The organism is Amphritea japonica ATCC BAA-1530 (genome assembly GCF_016592435.1).
Lineage (GTDB): Bacteria > Pseudomonadota > Gammaproteobacteria > Pseudomonadales > Balneatricaceae > Amphritea > Amphritea japonica.
In genome coordinates this window covers 1,846,273-1,862,582 of record NZ_AP014545.1, presented here as the reverse complement: position 1 = coordinate 1,862,582, position 16,310 = coordinate 1,846,273, and the positions used below count along the sequence as shown (strand labels likewise).

The window sequence follows — 16,310 nt, the reverse complement described above, 5'->3', positions numbered from 1 at the left end:
CCACCTCTCTTTGAATAAATCTATATGCCGAGCCACGTAAAACTATTCAGTCTGTTCGTTGTTGCCGCTTGTTTGATACTGGCTGTCAATTTTGGACTGCGCTCATCAATGGGGTTCTTTATGGCGCCCATCTCCGGTGAATTCGGCTATGGACGTGAAGTATTCGCCTTCTCTTTAGCTTTACAAAATCTCTGCTGGGGTCTTTTTCAACCGTTTACAGGGGCGTTTGCGGATCGGTTTGGCACTTTCAGAACCTTAATTATCGGCACGCTGATATATGCACTGGGCATCTACCTGACCGCTACTGCTGACAGTGCCTGGGCGCTTCACAGTGGTGCCGGCATTCTGATCGGCATGGGCATTGCCGGAACAGGTTTTGGCGTTATTCTGCCAGCCCTGGCGCGAATGGTGGCACCGGAAAAGCGAGCTTTCGCACTGGGACTGGGTACTGCGGCGGGGTCCGCAGGACAGCTAATAATCATCCCGGTCGCACAGGCATTTATTGCCAGCTATGGCTGGCAGACCGCTTTGTTACTGATGGCAGGCGGGGCGCTCTGTATGCTGGTACTAGCCACGCCTTTTCGCAATGACTCAGCGGCAAACGAAGCTGATATGGATACCTCTTCACAGTCGCTTAAAGAAGCTCTGCAAGAAGCGGGAGGCCATTTACACTATTGGTTACTGATTGCTGGATTTTTTGTTTGCGGCTTTCAGCTTGCGTTTATAACGGTGCACATGCCGTCATTTTTGACGGATAACGGCTTTGATGCCTCAGTCGCAGTCACCAGCCTGTCGCTGATCGGGTTATTTAATATTTTTGGCTGCTTACTGTTTGGCGCCTGGTCGGGTCGTTACTCAAAGAAAAACCTACTGGGTATTATCTATGCGCTTCGCGCCGTGGTCATAGCGCTGTTTATGTTACTGCCCATCACAACAACCTCCGTATACCTGTTCTCAATTGCTACCGGCTTTCTCTGGCTGGCAACGGTGCCGGCAACCTCGGGGCTGGTCGCACAGATGTTTGGCCTTAAACACATGGGAACCCTGTACGGTATCGTTTTTCTGAATCACCAGCTAGGCTCATTCACGGGTGTATGGATAGGCGGTTATATGTTCGATCAAACCGGTAGCTATAATAGTGTTTGGTGGGCAGCGGCAGGGATCGCTTTAATAACGGCCATCATTCATATCTTTATCGATGAGCGCCCGGTAAAACGTTTACGTCAAAAGCACTGCAACAGATTATCAGCAACCTGAGTCAGTTATGCAGACTTTAATGCCCAGCTATCTCTCTATAGAGAAAGGGGAAAAGCAGCTCCTTCAAATAAAGGAGGGGGTTAATAACAACATCGGCCCTCAATCCTATAGACTAGGGGCTATCGAAATCCGGCTAAGGCTATATTCAGGCCCTTAAAGCACTATGATTCTTATCGCTCAGTAATTATTATGGCAGAACGACCTCTCTGTTATTCACCAGGACTCGTTAAAATACATATGACTAAACATGCATTCTTGTTACTCGCACTCTGCTTACAGAGCCCATGGGCAGCCGCTGGCGTCGACTGGTTTAAAGATGAAGATGGCAAAACTAAGTGGCAGCATCTGGCTAACTTCAGTAGCGCAACACTTATCATTATTCTATCGATCACGGCGATATACCTGCTGATCTACAGCCGCCGCGCCCATAAAGCTAATCGTGAATTAACGACGATTAAGCAAGAGCTTGAGCAGCGGGTCAAAGAACGTACCGCTACCATTGATGAGTCCAACAAGAAACTTACAGAGAGTAATCAGTTACTGGAGTCTGAAGTTTCGCAGCACGTAATCACGTCAGAACAGTTACGGGCGTCTGAGTCCTATATAAAAGACATACTCACATCGATGCCGCTGATGCTGGTCGGCCTGAATAAAGAGGGCCAGGTAACCCAATGGAACAGACGGGTTGAAGAGCTGTCAGGGGTTTCGTCTGAAAAAGCGCTTGGCAAAACCTTATGGGAAGCTTACCCAACCATGACTGTGGTGCCAGAACATATCCAGCAGGCTATTGAACAGAACAAAACGATTCACCTGAAACAGAGCCTTCGCAGCCTGTCTCATTTCGACATTACCATCTACCCATTGCAAGGCCCTGAAGCCGGCGTTGTTATTCTGGTGGATGACGTATCGAAACAAACCACGGCTGAAAACCTGCTAATTCATAATGATAAAATGTCATTTATGGGCGAGCTGGCTTCGACTATGGCGCATGATATTAATATCCCGTTGCAATCGATTCTGATGGACCTGAAACGCTTTAAAAACATAATGGCGGCGACGCCAGCACTGGAGCAGGACGGTAGTGATAAATCATCCCAGATGGATGCTATCTACAAGGATATGTCCGACAAAGGCGATCAGGTTTCTAAGATTATTCATAACCTGCTGACCTTTGCCCGCAACCGCCAGGCCGAAAAGCAAATGGCTAATATTGTTGATGTCATGGAACATACGGTCAATCTGGGTAAAGAGGTTATCTCTATCTCCGAGGGACTGATGTTTAAAGAGGTAAAACTTGAGTGGCTGATTGAAGATGGCTTGCCCCAGGTGCCTTGTTACATCACCGAACTACAGCAGGTATTCCTCAGTCTGTTCCGTCACGCCTGTATTGCGATGCAGGGGAAGCTGGGCAGTACAGGCTTTGAGCCGACCATCAAAATCATTCTGTCAGAGAGTTATGACAATCTCTGGGTGAAAATACACCATAACGGGGTAGGGCTAACCAGCGATGAGCAGATGCGCTTGTTCGAGCCATTTTTCAGCAACAGTACACAGGCTGAAGATTTCGATACAGGGCAGCACCTGTCTTTCTCATACTACATCATCACCGAACAGCACCAGGGCCATATGGCGGTAACCTCAGACCCAGAACTGGGGTCAACTTTCCATATGCAGCTGCCAATTAATCACTAGGCCGCTACTTAGCCTGTGCCCAGAGTGGATTAAGGTAAATGACAGGGAGGTAACAACCGATGGAACCGCATACCGGGGCGTTGGTAGCCTGGAAAGATGACAAAGGGTATGGCTTTATCAAGCCTGTAGATGGCGGTAAAGACCTGTTTGTCCATATCCGGGATTTCGGTAGCATCTCCCGTAAACCCCGCATCGGCGATACAATTTACTACCAGCCGATGAAGGACCACGATGGCAGGTTGCGTGCGGCTGATGTTAGCATCGCGGGCGTACCTCGTAATACATCACCGACAAAATCTCACAAACACACTCAAAGCCGTCCATCGGGCTTGTCCTCGAATAAACACAAAAGAAAAATCCGTCTGACGGCTATCGTCGTATTACTGATAGGGCTCGGGGCAGTTGGGGTCGAGGGTTACAACAGCCTTACCCGTGCCTCCAGACCGGCAGTAGCACCATTGAGCTCAGCAGAATTTGCCGGTGACAGCATTCTGCAACGGGCATACCAGCAGCGCCAAAGTGATCTGCAAGTCAGCGCCGCCGGCACCGTCTCACGCATACTCCCTGACGACCTCAAAGGCAGCCGTCATCAACGTTTCCTGGTACGCATGCCATCAGGCCAGACAATATTGATCGCCCATAACATCGATCTGGCACCGCGTATCAATTCGTTGAAAGAGGGTGATCATATTCGCTTCAATGGTGAATACGAGTGGAATAACAAAGGAGGAGTGGTGCACTGGACACATCACGATCCGGGAAATCGTCATATCCATGGCTGGTTAATACACGAAGGGCGCAAGTATCAGTAGTGTCTGGCTAAAGAAGAGAGTTATAAAAGAGAGCTGTATAAGAGAGTTACACAAGAGTAAAAAGGGTGAGGGAGCGTTATATCCATAAAACCCTCCCCCGATCAGCGATCCTTTTCCATGTAGCCGATGCTTCCTGCAATCCTTCTGGCTACCCTGCTGAGTTCCACAACCTGATCCCTGGGTGTCCTGAACTTGTGCGGCATAGTAAGGCCCGTTCCGAAGAAAGTATCTAAGACAAATTCCTATTTTTTAATCCAAATTAATTAATCAGTTAAATTTCTTGATCTGGGACAAGAAGAACGCACTGTCGGATATACTAGTCAGCAATGATGTTTCATTTTTGTTTTCAACGAGTTGTAGCGCTTCGCCTATTCGTGTCTATACTCTATCTCCATAGAATATCTATAAAAACAGTTAAAACAGCCTCTGAAAAGCCCCTCTTAAAAACTTAGGGCGGAGCGTTTAGATCAAATCGATATCAGGCCTTAATATGACGCATACCTGTCATGTCGCACATGATTAAATAAAGGGAGCAACAATGAAAACAAAAATAATAGAACCGACCGCAAATGCCCATGCATCTCCATTACTCATCAAAAGCTTACTGCTCTCAGGTAAGCGATATAACCCTACCCAGGAGATCGTCTACAGCGATCTGTTTCGATACGACTATCAAACCCTGTATAAACGTATCTGTAAGCTCGCCAATGTCTTAAGTGATGCCGGCGTACAGGCAGGGGATACAGTCGCGGTAATGGATTGGGACAGCCATCGGTATCTTGAGGCTTACTTTGCAGTGCCGATGATCGGCGCTATTTTGCATCATGTAAATGTTCGCCTGAGTGCAGATCAGATACGCTATACCATGAACCACGCAGAAGATAATCTGGTGCTGGTGCATGATGATTTTATGGTCATTGCTGAACAGTTGGCCGAGCAGCTTCCCAGCGTGCGCGGCTATATTCAGCTGAGCGATGAACAACAACCGGTCACAACATCATTGAACACCCGGGGTGAATATGAAGCCTTGCTAGAAAGTGCCAGCGATCAGTATGACTTCCCGGATTTTGATGAAAATTCAGTGGCAACGATGTTCTATACCACGGGCACAACCGGAAATCCCAAAGGAGTGTACTTTACCCACCGTCAGTTAGTGCTGCACACGCTGGCCGAGGCTGCCACACTGGGCTTGTATAATGGCCAGCCGCTACTGCGCTCAGACGATGTCTATATGCCGATGACACCGATGTTTCATGTGCATGCCTGGGGCGTCCCCTATACGGCCACTATGATCGGTGTAAAGCAGGTTTATCCGGGGCGCTATGAACCCAATAAGTTAGTTAAGCTGTATCGCGAAGAGAAGGTGACTTTCTCACACGGTGTACCAACGGTACTGCAGATGATCCTCGACTGTGAGGAAGCTAAACATACCGATATGACTGGGTGGAAAATGCTCACCGGCGGCAGTGCACCTACCATGGCGCTTGCGCAAAAAATGGCCGACAAAGGGATCCTCTTCCATACCGCCTACGGTATGTCAGAAACCTGCCCAATACTAACAATGACCAGCTTACGCCCATCCGAACGGGAGCTAGAGATCGACGACCAGATGCCCGCCCGGATAAAAACAGGGGTCCCCACCGCCCTGGTAGATCTCAAAATAGCAGACCCGGCAGGCAATGATCTCCCCCATGATGGTGAAACTGTCGGTGAAGTTGTGGTTCGCTGCCCCTGGCTGACACAGGGCTATTACAAAGAGCCCGAAAAGAGTCAGGAACTGTGGCAAAACGGCTGGCTACACACCGGTGATGTGGCCTCTATCGATGAGCATGGAGTATTGCAGATTAAAGACCGGATAAAAGATGTCATTAAAACCGGAGGCGAATGGATCTCTTCCATCGAACTTGAAAGCCTGATCAGTCAGCATCCTCAGGTTTCAGAAGTGGCGGTCATTGGCGTTCCCGATGAGAAGTGGGACGAACGTGCCTTTGCACTGGTTGTTCCCGTCGCCGGTGCAAAGGTTGATACCGATGCAATTCAGGCGCACCTGCAGCAGTTTGTTGAAAGCGGTCGAATCAATAAATGGGCGATACCTTCAGAGATCAGTTTTGTCGCAGAGATACCCAAAACCAGCGTAGGGAAGCTGAATAAGAAAGAGATTCGCTTACAATACGGCGAGGGAAGCTGAACGAAAACAATAACGGCTAATCTGCGAGTCGACTACCAACAGGCGCCTTGCTGGCGCCTGTATCAACATGATAATTCCCATGATTCACTGACTTTTAGTCAGATAAACACAGTACTCAGTGCATAAAACAGTATCATATTGAGGATTAACGCCGCCCATGTTTTCAGACGAAAGCCTGGCTTGACCGTTTTATGATTAAAAAACTGTTGTGAGACCAGGGCACTGGCAGCGCCGCCGGAAAACGCTAAGCTATGCAACACCGCTTCAGGAATCCGGGTCGCACTCTGACGGCATGATTTACGCTTATCGAGCCAGTAAAACAAAGGCACGACAACCAGATTAAGCCCAACCATCAAGACGGTTAATAAGCCCCAGCCATTCAGCTCGGCATACAGATTCAGCTTAAAGCCCAGGCTGGCTATCAGTGTTGCAGCGATTGCAGTGAGAAGAAAGGCATTTGCCAACCAGGTTGCCATAACAGCAGAAGACAGCAGGCGAAGTAGCAACCATAATGCTCCCCAGGTAAAAAGGACGCTAATCAGCTCGGCGCCCGTTGAGCCGAGTAAGCTAGAGAGTTCGTTGTCCATTAACCTTCCTTGTTATTAAATTCCCTCGAGTACAAATATAAACATAAACCCTGTAACGGGCTATTTCGCCTGGCGCTCCAACATCACTTTAATCTGCTCCAGCTGTAATTGAAGGTCGGCAATGGTCGGCTCATGGGCATCTATCGCTTCCTGCTTTCTGATCTTTTCGTGCTCTTCGTCTAACACGTTAACCACAATACCGATCACCATATTCAAAAAGGCGAAAGCAGTGAAGAAAATAAAGGTCAGATAGAAGACCCAGCTCATAGGATAAACACCCATGGTTTCGTACATCACATCAGTCCAGTCCTCAAACGTCATCACCCGGAACAGGGTGAGTAGTGAGATAGTGATGTCGCCCCAAAGCTCAGGATTAATATCTTCGAACAGAGTGCTACCGATCGCAGCATAGATATAAAAGATGATGAACATCAACAGGATAACATAACCTAATTGAGGCATCGCTTTAATAAGAGAGTTAAGCAATAAGCGCAACTCAGGTATCACAGAGATCATCCGCAACACCCTGAAAACCCTGACCAGACGAGCAACCAGTGCCATATCAGTATTATCAATCGGCACCAGACTAATAGTCACGATCAGGGTATCAAAAATGTTCCAGGGATTTTTAAAGAAATCCTTTTTATGCTCTTCACCCAGAAAACGGATGCTGATCTCAATCAGAAAAAAAGCCGTAATAAAGCGATCCATCCAGGTCACAAGCGTAAGAGACAGAGGAGATAGCTCATAGGTTTTGGCGCCAACCAGCAGAGCTGAGCTGATAATGACAAACACCACAAACAGCTCAAAGGCTTTATTACTGCGCAGGGTGGTGAATTTAGACTGTAACTGGGCAAAATTAATCATGGTCACACAAATCCATATCAGCTCATCCGCAATGAATAAGCGATAACAAATGAGAGGCTAACGTAAGGGGGTTTAGAGCGCCATTTTAAACAGAGATAGCGATGATTTGAAACAATTTTGAGGCACATTAACAACGCACACTAAATAATAGAGAGAAACAATTACGAGAAGGCACTTTATTGAGCGCTTAATAATGTGACCACACTAATGATCATAAAAGCTTAAGCTGATAAATAAATCAAAACGATATGCTCAGCCATGGATCATAAACCTGTAAAAATAGGCTAAACCTCTTGCCCCTTAGCACTGGATGCCCGTTCCATATTATCCGAATCTACATAAAGCTCATCGGTGGTTCTGATACTGCCGTGACCCAGATCTGCCTGTACATGGGCAAGGTTTCGGCCTGCAGCGACTTCCATGGACGCACCGGTATGTCTAAGCCAGTGCGTAGTAGCGGCACGTAACTCAGAGGCTTCTACATCAAAACCATCCTTGATGAGGGAATGGCAGCCTTCATCTAAAGCATACTCGACGATATTACGTAGCTGACGACTACCCAGTCCCCGGTTATTCACCCGGGACTCAACAACCGGCTCCAGTGAGTCTTTGGAGGGAAGGGGAGTCAGACCTCTGTGCTGACGGTAACGTTTAAGAAACACGATATATTCATTCGAAATCGACACATCACGTTCTTTAGAGCCTTTGCCGTAGGTCCTAAACCACCAGTTACCTTCATGATCCCGGTGGAAATGAGACATAACAGGTAGCCAGTTAGGGCGCTCTGAAAGTTCTGAGATACGCAGCTTCAGAGATTTAAGCGTGGCAATCACAAACAGCGTTCTTTCATATTGTGGGTCGGCATTTGCCAGAGATTTAGCCGAACTTAGCAGGTATTCCCACTGCAGTTCTGATAACCGTCTTGCGGTATTAATACCGGTTTCTTGTCTAAGATAGGGGCAGTTCTTCTTAACAATCGGAATATGATTACCCGGTGCGTAATCCTCAGCCATCAGGTAATTAAAATAGACACTGAGATTTGAGAACAATCCCTGCCAGGACTTAGTATTAAGCCGGCCTTTACCACCGCCAGCAGCCCGGAAAGGGCGCCAATCCCTGTTGGGCTCACGGGTGCCGCTTGCACTAAGGAACCTGCGCTGGGTGGTTTCTCCCTGCCAATGAGGTTCAGGCTTAGCGACGAAGTCTGTGTACTCTTCGAGGTCACGGCGACGCAGCAGGACAACAGACTTGCGCTTGATCAACCAGGACCATAATAAAAGCCGCTCAGCATCGCCTCTGAATTTGTCATAGGTATCCTGGCTCTTTTTGCTGTAACTAGTGAGGAAATCTTTGGTGTAGCGATAATCATCGACAGCACCCTCGACACCCAGATTCAGCACAAAGGACTCGACTGCAGGCGCCTGATCAGGGAACAGTTCATTCCTGGGGATCTGATTAAAGTGTTTAGCGGAGTCAAACAGTGGCAGGCCAGGAAAGTTGTTGGTCGACACAATAATGATGCCTTCGAAAGTTGGTTAGCAGAGATATAAGCCATGATTGTAGGTGCTACCCGCCTTAATTACCAGTAGTGTCTACTACTGGTAATTGAATAACCCTCGATGTAATGGCGTGTTACGGATAAACTGTAACCAGGTTTACTTAAGCGTCGGACTTAACTAAATACGCTTCCAACCAGCTCTCAAGTTAAGCTATCAGGAATTGTTAGCCTAAAACTAATTACAGCCTGAACAGTATCACCGCCCAGGCGCACGTTCTGTTGCAGGACTTGTTTATAGCCGCTCCTTTATAACTACTCACTTATATAAATCCATGCTGATAGTCATCCTATGTAGAAATGCCTCTGTAAAACAATACCGGTCAAATTTACTGCGGCTTATAAATCTGGATATGGAAAAAAAAGCAGCTCGTGTTTTGGAGAAATGTAATTAGCTAAAAGTCATCTTCAGCAGATGCCAGCCAGATTGTTCTGAATGTCTCTCGGGCACAGGTTTTCAAATTAAGGACGCTCTCCGTACCAAACGTTTATTACACAATAAAGTTGAAGCGCGAAACTATAATCAAATAGAGCATTATCTGTTGGTGTAGCTATAAAACTGGATCAGGGTAAACGGTCTCTTGTCGGCGCTAAGTCGTTCATTACTGCTTGAACGCGCGGAGCTAAAAAACCAATTCTGATAGTCAGGCTTAGACAAAGAATCAGAGAGAAAGGTAGTCTGATATGTCCACGTAAGGAGATTGCACGCAGCGACGGATTACCCACAAAACTAAAATCTTCGACGCTCTCCGCACGCTCTTTAATTAAGCTAGAAATAGCACAACTATTCGCATAACTGCGATTACGCTAAATACCATCCTAAACGACATCTCATATTTCAGAGGGGCACCGAGTATCATCATTACAATTACTACATTTAACATAATATAGATTATGCGCAATTCACTTTAGATAAGAAATGGCCGTAATTCCTAAGCCGAAGCAACAGTCAGTACTGGCTCACGATATCCAAAATAAGGCCTAACCGGTGGAACATATTTGCAGATCTGGTATGCAATCGTCCAAGGAATTAACGCGACAAGGTTCTGCAACGAAAGCCCCTTCTTTGCCTTTTCAAGATACCGACCTTTCAAGTGCCAGGGTGTCAGATAAGTAAACGGCGCTCTCATATCAATGGGTTCCTCCTTATCCTTTACATACATGACATCATCTTTGAAAACCTGCTCAGTATCATAAGCATTAAACAACTGTTTTCGAGAAACCCACTTACCGACATACATACCACGAACTGATTTTCCATAGTACGCATGAGCAACAAACAACGTTGGCGGCTTAACCTTTAAGACCCGTATACGATCCAACCGCGAACACTGAACGAAATGATCAAAAAGCGTATTCTGAAATTGCGAATCCATAAAGTCAGCGTCTTGAACCATAAAATACACGTCCCAACGCTTCTTCCTGGCATGCAAAAACCAGTCTAAAAGCTTCTGACGATCTTTATCCCGCCAATCTCGAGAATTCAACCATGTCAGGATCTCATCCAATACTAAAATCCCATTACGCTTATCATTAGGCCCGTCTTCATCATGGCCCAATCCCAGCATTTCCAAATCCATAGCACGAGGTTTATCAGGCACACGAACAATAGAAGCGTCTTTATTGAAATCAGATAAGCCAAGGTTTTCTGGCCAGATATCTAAATTGGTGGCTATCCGTCTTCCCTCAAAAAGCGCTTGCTGAATGCGGTTCATGCAAGCGATACCCTTGCCCGATCCCAGAGGACCAGTGACAACATAATTAGGCATAAAGTTACTCCTTTATCAACGCACTGGCCCGGAGGTCCAGTGAGTCGATAAATGATTTATAAACGCGATTTAATAGAAGCGACAATAACAACCTGTCGATAGACATATGCCGCCGCTTCCGCTGATACGCAAATAGCGATGCACTCATCGGTGTTGGTGGGTAGCATCGAAAAGATATCGGCAACAAAACTCGGAAGAGCCGTGACCAATGAACCAATCAGAATATTAATCACCGCAAGAAATGCCGCGGCTGATGAAACGTAAACACCAACAAGAACGACCAATAAGGCAAACTTAGCCCCTACTTTTGCAGCAATGAAAGCAAAGACAGAAGTAAAGCCCGTTGTGAATAAAGCAACCAAAATCGGCATTAGAACGACCTCGTTGTTTCTTCTCTATAAACCGTCCAGCAGTAAAAAAGCTGTCAGCACACCAAAGAGCCAGGTACAAAACGGATTAATAATGTCACGCGCAATATCGCAATGCTTATCGAACGTTTCATCAAAGGTATAAATTGAACCGAACGGAACAATAATTCTTATACCGCTACAAGATTCTGAACCACCAAAAGCAACCGGCAAAGAAGGCAACGAAGGCAATAGCGGCTCAGTATCTTTTATCGAATCCTCAACCTTTTTAATCTCATCAATAACCGGCGCATGATTTGGCGCAGGAATTTCAGGAACAGTGTTTAAAGTATCTCGTATTTCTTGAAGCGTATTTTCGCGCGCATAATCATCTGGAAATTCAAGATTCACATTAACAGGATTAGCAATATTAACCGTAGGCGTTACCGGCCCAGTAGAAACATTTACAATCATCCCATCAGCATCAAGGACTAATTTTGATTGCTGGATAACCTCTTCGCCTTCAGCATTTTCAGTTGTACGTTCATTAGTAATATCTATACCACCAAGCGAATTAGGTTCAGCAGTAATTATTACCGTTTCACCTTCATCATTTGTAAAAACTGAAAGACCATTGTTATATGGAAAAGTTAAAGACGTATCTAAAGGAACAATCCGTCCATCTTTTAAATTAATTGCAGACGGATCGACACCAAATAACTCCTGAGTAGTTTGCGAACAACCTGAAGGTGCTGGCTGACCACTACAAAAATATTGATGAGAATATCCGGGATTGATCCAATTTCCCCAACTTAAAGTCTCACAACGACCATTAGCTACCCTCTCAGTTACGCCACAGATCGAACTCAATGTCGGGCCTGTTTTACCACTATTAGAATGATACCAATAGCGCCCCTCAACATAAGTACCGTCATCAATTAACACATCAGCTGGAGCATTATCACCCATGAACAATTCGAATAAAGACTTTTCTTCTAACTCCTTTAATTCGTCTTTCCAAATCAATGAAGCACCATAAGTACCCGCTGCAAACAATGCGCCTGGCACGCCGCCGCGACCAAGCGTTCTAAGATCAACAAGATCACCTGTTCCCTTTTTCATTTGAACCGCTACCCGCTTTGTCTTACCACCTTTTGCCCAGTAATCAGGATCCCCCTGAACCCAATCTTTATAAGCATCATATTCAGAAGCCGCGTTCGATAGACCAGAAACAGAAAAGGCGACCAAAGCCGCCATGACTAAGATCGCCTTTTTCATAGCTAAAAGCCCCCTTTACGCGCGCGCACCACGTTTAAGGAACTTAGGAACCAGCGCAAGGCCAAGATTCCACAACATAGCAACGGCCATAATAGACACCGCACCACCACCGACAGCCGCCAATAACAGCAACGCATCAGCAACAAATGCAATAATAGCATCTGTAATTTCAGTTGGAACGGCCGCATTCGCTGAACCAGACATAACAGCTAAGCCAGCAACAGATCCCATTGCTGCATTCTTCATGCTCAAGCCTTTTGAGCGCAAAATACCAAACATATTTTTAGTTTTCATAATCAGAGCCCCTGCCCCATACGTTTAAATTGAAGTAAAAAGATGCCTAACTTATAACCAGCAAACCAACACAATGTAGCGACACCAAAAACATATATTGGATTCATCTTTGCTGACCTCCTATAAACCCCAATCCAAAAGCCAAGATACAAACACCGGCAACCATCAAGAGGTAAATATCCCAAAGAACCGCCGAGATATCAGCAGTCTGTTTATCGGCAATAACTTGGTTTTGAGCCGATGTAACCGCAAAAGCCTCTGGAGCCAAAGCCACCAAAGTTATGAAGAGAAACCCACCGAGAAAAAAAGCCAAGTTACGCATAAAATCAACCTGCCTGACGTGCTGTTTCAGGCTTTGACTGTGGCAAAATCTTTTCACCTTTAGGGATGAATACAGATAACCACGCTCCAGTCTTACCGCCCTTTCGGGCACTCGGCACTACACGGACAATGACATCCTGACCTTTGAGAATGTCACATTGCTTTTGAATGACCTGAACGTCATCAAGACTGACATCAACCTCTGTTACATCAGTTTGAGCATTGCCCCAGTCGTCCTCATAAGTACGAGCAATACCAACACGATGATTAAATTTAGTCGGATCAGAAGACCACGGAGTGCTCTTAAAACCCTGTAACGTGCCAGCCAGATAAAACCCTTCAAATTTCGCCATGTCATTCACCATGTAATTACGCAACTGCAATCAGTCGCTGATCGTAGGCCCACTGAGGAATCTCAACGGGTTTTGCTTCCAGAACCTTAAGCATCGGTACAACGTTGCTTGAAGCAGCTACTGGAGGCGGGTTCGATATATCAACGCCATGCTCTAAAAGCTGTTTGCGGTGTCGATAAAAAGTAGGTTTAGGAAGCATGTCAAAAGGCACCATGCCCTGCTTCCACATCAAATAAGTACAACGAGCAGACCGAGGAATAGCCAGCGACTCTTCGTCATTTAGAATTACTTTCTCGCCCATCTCTAATCTCCCGATATACTCGTTGTATATCTCTTTTACACGCTCAGGACGGAGATCTTTCGCCTTTACAATCCCAAGCTTTCTCAATTCCAATTGTCTAAGGGTTAGCTCTAATCTCAGCTTATTCTGTACCCAATCTTTTAGTTTCGTAAAACGATCGCCTTCAGGTAAACGATGCTTTTTACCGCCTTCGATCTCAGCTGCTTTGCAATAAGCTTTCAACGACCATCGACGAGAATTCTTACCCCAGTAAACCGTCCCTTTACTATTAACCGCCCTGCCATGGCGTGTATGGCTGTTGTACTCAGCAGCTCTAAGCCAAGCGTTCACATCAGACCGAGAAGGAAGCTCAAACATATAATTAATATCAATTCGATCTATCTCAAAATCACCATTTGAAATAGCCGGGTAATCCATCGAATTAGAGAGAAATACTGAAGCCGCCCCACTCTCAATCAGAAAAGAAACGATGCGGTGCGCGGCCATGTAAGTTATTTCTGATATGTCATCAGTGCCAAAAACGTTATGACCCTGGACGAACTTAGTAGGGTTACCATCAACGTGTAAAAACTCAGCATGACCCTGACCATCACTACCTAAAGACTTAACATTAATTGAAGACTCGAAAGAACCAGTGATAGCCACACGCAACAAAGTAGACCATTCAACTTCACCTTCTGGTGAAACCTTCATAACAGAGCCCGACTTCAGTGGAGCATGAAGGCAAGGTAACTTTCCTGTGACCCAATCAATCATATCTAAGTTTCTAAGAATTTATATTTAAAGCAATTCTAAGTTTCTTAGAATCTAATTGTCAAGTAATAAAGAATATAAGCCTTATAATTGAATCAAATACCATGAAGAGCAGAACGAAATGCCAACAAAACATATTGATGACAACACATGGAGAAAAGTCGAAAAGGAAACCGTAAGGGCGGTAGTCAGCTCTCAGGTTGCATTCAAAGACACAGAAGTTCTTAAGATATTGATTCTTAAGGGATTAGAGGAAATATCAGAGGAAGAATACAAGGTTTACGCGGCAAAAAATAAAGGCAGGTAGTATCAAAAGTGAGACAAAAGTGCAGTATTACAGAACCTGCACTTCTACGCTTCGCTGCGCGCTGCGCTTGCCTAACGCCCTTCGGTTGTTGGACGAGTTGCGAACAGAAGATAAAAGCGTTCTTCCATTCTCACGCGTCGGGCATTCACATGAATTGAACTGACGCATAATCCCAGATTATGTATAAAGAAAAACCCCGTAAGAGAATGATTCTACGGGGTTTTTTTTGTCTGCGGATGCATAACATAATCAACGGATCATTATGCGTAGTTATATAATTATAAATAATTACAGAACTCAGGCTTCATAATGAAAGCGATGACTTACTACGTTTTTACTCGATTAGAGATTTAATAGCGTGCGCTACGTCAATTGTTTGAAGGTTTTGGCGGTAACCATAGCCAGAGATAACTCTCCGCACGGGATCTTTTCTGTAAGGAGGAATGATCACCTGCCCGACACAAAAGCATTGAATAAGACAGACCAGGCTGAGGAAACGAAGTAAGTAACGACTCGATATTATGGAATATTCAGGAGATAAGGATGGGCTGTTCAGGACACTCGTAACTGCACACCAGGTATGGCGATACAGCAATCAGTTCTTTGGTTTCATAGGACTGAACAATCAGTTCCTGAGCGCCGCAGGTTTTATCGATCTTAGCCAATACCTGGTATGGCGCCCCTTTGCACAAAGACCGACGATTGCCAACATAGAAGTCAGCATCCAGATAGATTTGATCACCGACATTAATTTCACGCCAGATAAAGTCAGCTTCAATAATAAGTTCGGACTGATCCTGATCGTACATTGGCTCTGCCTCATATTGTATGCGCTGTGCGCAATTAACCGCCCGAACTTAAATTATTCAGGCTTGTACAATATTATGACGAATAGCGATATGTACAAGTTCAGAATTATTATTAATACTCAGTTTGCGCATGATATTGGCGCGATGAGCATGAACTGTTTTAGGGCTTAAGAACATCATTTCAGCAATGGAGGCAACGGTCTGGCCTTCAGCCAGGCAGGAAAAAATCTGAAATTCACGTTTGGTGAGCTTATTAAAAGGAGAGCTGCTATCAGAGGCGCCGGGAGCCAGCATTTCACGAATGCTCTCAGCGTAGTACGTACGCCCTTCTGAAACCTCATAAACAGCCTTAAGAAGCTCGTCAGGCGCGCAACGTTTAGTTAGATAACCCGACGCACCCGCTTGCACTACATGTGCAGGAAAAGGCTCGCTCTCCATCACGGTGAGCACAAGCACTTTGGCTTCTGAGTCTTTAGCACGAATAATACGAATAGCTTCCAGCCCTCCGTATGCTTGTGCAGCATCATTCTCAGCGGTATCAGTCGGCATGGAAAGATCCATGATGACAACATCTGGATGAACTGAAAAATATTTATCTATGGCTTCCTGAGCGCTACTGGCTTCAGCAACGATATCTATCCGGCTATCATTATCAAGCAGGCGCTGAAAGCCTGCCCTGACAACCGGATGGTCATCAACCAGCAATACCTTGATCGTACTCATAAACAATTCAGTTCCATTTGAAAAACGTTGAGGTTGAGCAATTATACCGGTCGATGGATGGGATTACAGCGACTACTTTAGCCGCGTAAGAGGAGTA

General features: G+C 45.7%; 17 protein-coding genes. 5 read left to right on the top strand and 12 right to left on the bottom strand.

The window, feature by feature from the left end; genetic code table 11:
• Positions 1-24: 24 nt before the first annotated feature.
• The 4 genes from AMJAP_RS08680 (at position 25) to AMJAP_RS08665 (ending at position 5,949) form a co-directional block, all read left to right on the top strand.
• On the top strand, positions 25-1,257 hold the full coding sequence (locus AMJAP_RS08680) for an MFS transporter (protein WP_019623326.1): 1,233 nt from the start codon (positions 25-27) through the stop codon (positions 1,255-1,257).
• A gap of 237 nt (positions 1,258-1,494) precedes the next feature.
• The gene (locus AMJAP_RS08675) at positions 1,495-2,949 is read left to right on the top strand and encodes a two-component system sensor histidine kinase NtrB (RefSeq protein WP_019623327.1); all 1,455 of its coding nucleotides are present in this window, start codon (positions 1,495-1,497) and stop codon (positions 2,947-2,949) included.
• A 59-nt stretch (positions 2,950-3,008) separates the two neighbouring features.
• Entirely contained in the window at positions 3,009-3,761 is a 753-nt protein-coding gene (locus tag AMJAP_RS08670) for a DUF3465 domain-containing protein (RefSeq protein WP_019623328.1), read from the top strand.
• A 538-nt stretch (positions 3,762-4,299) separates the two neighbouring features.
• Positions 4,300-5,949 carry a fatty acid--CoA ligase gene (locus AMJAP_RS08665; RefSeq protein WP_019623329.1) on the top strand — a complete coding sequence of 550 codons (1,650 nt, stop codon included), beginning with the start codon at positions 4,300-4,302 and terminating at the stop codon, positions 5,947-5,949.
• Positions 5,950-6,047: 98 nt separating this feature from the next.
• On the opposite strand, the gene AMJAP_RS08660 is transcribed toward AMJAP_RS08665, so the two are convergent.
• The 10 genes from AMJAP_RS08660 to AMJAP_RS08615 all read right to left on the bottom strand — a co-directional run bounded on the left by AMJAP_RS08660 (position 6,048) and on the right by AMJAP_RS08615 (position 14,377).
• Positions 6,048-6,536, bottom strand: a complete 489-nt coding sequence (locus AMJAP_RS08660) for a DUF1294 domain-containing protein (RefSeq protein WP_019623330.1) — start codon at positions 6,534-6,536, stop codon at positions 6,048-6,050.
• Between the two features lie 60 nt (positions 6,537-6,596).
• Positions 6,597-7,403 carry an ion transporter gene (locus tag AMJAP_RS08655; protein WP_019623331.1) on the bottom strand — a complete coding sequence of 269 codons (807 nt, stop codon included), beginning with the start codon at positions 7,401-7,403 and terminating at the stop codon, positions 6,597-6,599.
• A gap of 284 nt (positions 7,404-7,687) precedes the next feature.
• On the bottom strand, positions 7,688-8,914 hold the full coding sequence (locus tag AMJAP_RS08650; RefSeq protein ID WP_019623332.1) for a tyrosine-type recombinase/integrase: 1,227 nt from the start codon (positions 8,912-8,914) through the stop codon (positions 7,688-7,690).
• Positions 8,915-9,890: 976 nt separating this feature from the next.
• Positions 9,891-10,727, bottom strand: a complete 837-nt coding sequence (locus AMJAP_RS08645) for a zonular occludens toxin domain-containing protein (RefSeq protein ID WP_201356433.1) — start codon at positions 10,725-10,727, stop codon at positions 9,891-9,893.
• A 56-nt stretch (positions 10,728-10,783) separates the two neighbouring features.
• Positions 10,784-11,098, bottom strand: a complete 315-nt coding sequence (locus AMJAP_RS08640; protein ID WP_201356432.1) for a DUF5455 family protein — start codon at positions 11,096-11,098, stop codon at positions 10,784-10,786.
• Between the two features lie 24 nt (positions 11,099-11,122).
• Complete coding sequence (locus AMJAP_RS08635; RefSeq protein ID WP_201356431.1) at positions 11,123-12,352, bottom strand: hypothetical protein; 1,230 nt, start codon at positions 12,350-12,352, stop codon at positions 11,123-11,125.
• Between the two features lie 15 nt (positions 12,353-12,367).
• Entirely contained in the window at positions 12,368-12,646 is a 279-nt protein-coding gene (locus tag AMJAP_RS08630) for a hypothetical protein (RefSeq protein ID WP_201356430.1), read from the bottom strand.
• A gap of 103 nt (positions 12,647-12,749) precedes the next feature.
• Positions 12,750-12,968, bottom strand: a complete 219-nt coding sequence (locus tag AMJAP_RS08625; RefSeq protein WP_201356429.1) for a hypothetical protein — start codon at positions 12,966-12,968, stop codon at positions 12,750-12,752.
• 4 nt (positions 12,969-12,972) lie between these two features.
• Positions 12,973-13,320, bottom strand: a complete 348-nt coding sequence (locus AMJAP_RS08620; RefSeq protein ID WP_201356428.1) for a hypothetical protein — start codon at positions 13,318-13,320, stop codon at positions 12,973-12,975.
• 16 nt (positions 13,321-13,336) lie between these two features.
• Entirely contained in the window at positions 13,337-14,377 is a 1,041-nt protein-coding gene (locus AMJAP_RS08615) for a phage/plasmid replication protein, II/X family (protein WP_201356427.1), read from the bottom strand.
• A gap of 118 nt (positions 14,378-14,495) precedes the next feature.
• On the opposite strand from AMJAP_RS08615, the gene AMJAP_RS08610 reads away from it, so the two are divergent.
• Positions 14,496-14,681: a hypothetical protein gene (locus tag AMJAP_RS08610; protein ID WP_201356426.1), complete on the top strand. Its 186-nt coding sequence runs from the start codon at positions 14,496-14,498 to the stop codon at positions 14,679-14,681.
• A 530-nt stretch (positions 14,682-15,211) separates the two neighbouring features.
• Here AMJAP_RS08610 and AMJAP_RS08605 read toward each other — a convergent pair.
• A complete protein-coding gene (locus AMJAP_RS08605; protein ID WP_019621856.1) occupies positions 15,212-15,490 on the bottom strand; it encodes a hypothetical protein in 279 nt (92 codons plus the stop codon).
• Positions 15,491-15,547: 57 nt separating this feature from the next.
• Entirely contained in the window at positions 15,548-16,213 is a 666-nt protein-coding gene (locus AMJAP_RS08600) for a response regulator (protein ID WP_019621855.1), read from the bottom strand.
• Positions 16,214-16,310: the final 97 nt, after the last annotated feature.

Coding starts and splice junctions, on each gene's coding strand:
- AMJAP_RS08680 (WP_019623326.1), top strand. CDS start 25: ATGCCGAGCCACGTAAAACTATTCAGTCTGTTCGTTGTTGCCGCTTGT.
- AMJAP_RS08675 (WP_019623327.1), top strand. CDS start 1,495: ATGACTAAACATGCATTCTTGTTACTCGCACTCTGCTTACAGAGCCCA.
- AMJAP_RS08670 (WP_019623328.1), top strand. CDS start 3,009: ATGGAACCGCATACCGGGGCGTTGGTAGCCTGGAAAGATGACAAAGGG.
- AMJAP_RS08665 (WP_019623329.1), top strand. CDS start 4,300: ATGAAAACAAAAATAATAGAACCGACCGCAAATGCCCATGCATCTCCA.
- AMJAP_RS08660 (WP_019623330.1), bottom strand. CDS start 6,536: ATGGACAACGAACTCTCTAGCTTACTCGGCTCAACGGGCGCCGAGCTG.
- AMJAP_RS08655 (WP_019623331.1), bottom strand. CDS start 7,403: ATGATTAATTTTGCCCAGTTACAGTCTAAATTCACCACCCTGCGCAGT.
- AMJAP_RS08645 (WP_201356433.1), bottom strand. CDS start 10,727: ATGCCTAATTATGTTGTCACTGGTCCTCTGGGATCGGGCAAGGGTATC.
- AMJAP_RS08640 (WP_201356432.1), bottom strand. CDS start 11,098: ATGCCGATTTTGGTTGCTTTATTCACAACGGGCTTTACTTCTGTCTTT.
- AMJAP_RS08635 (WP_201356431.1), bottom strand. CDS start 12,352: ATGAAAAAGGCGATCTTAGTCATGGCGGCTTTGGTCGCCTTTTCTGTT.
- AMJAP_RS08630 (WP_201356430.1), bottom strand. CDS start 12,646: ATGAAAACTAAAAATATGTTTGGTATTTTGCGCTCAAAAGGCTTGAGC.
- AMJAP_RS08625 (WP_201356429.1), bottom strand. CDS start 12,968: ATGCGTAACTTGGCTTTTTTTCTCGGTGGGTTTCTCTTCATAACTTTG.
- AMJAP_RS08620 (WP_201356428.1), bottom strand. CDS start 13,320: ATGGCGAAATTTGAAGGGTTTTATCTGGCTGGCACGTTACAGGGTTTT.
- AMJAP_RS08615 (WP_201356427.1), bottom strand. CDS start 14,377: ATGATTGATTGGGTCACAGGAAAGTTACCTTGCCTTCATGCTCCACTG.
- AMJAP_RS08610 (WP_201356426.1), top strand. CDS start 14,496: ATGCCAACAAAACATATTGATGACAACACATGGAGAAAAGTCGAAAAG.
- AMJAP_RS08605 (WP_019621856.1), bottom strand. CDS start 15,490: ATGTACGATCAGGATCAGTCCGAACTTATTATTGAAGCTGACTTTATC.
- AMJAP_RS08600 (WP_019621855.1), bottom strand. CDS start 16,213: ATGAGTACGATCAAGGTATTGCTGGTTGATGACCATCCGGTTGTCAGG.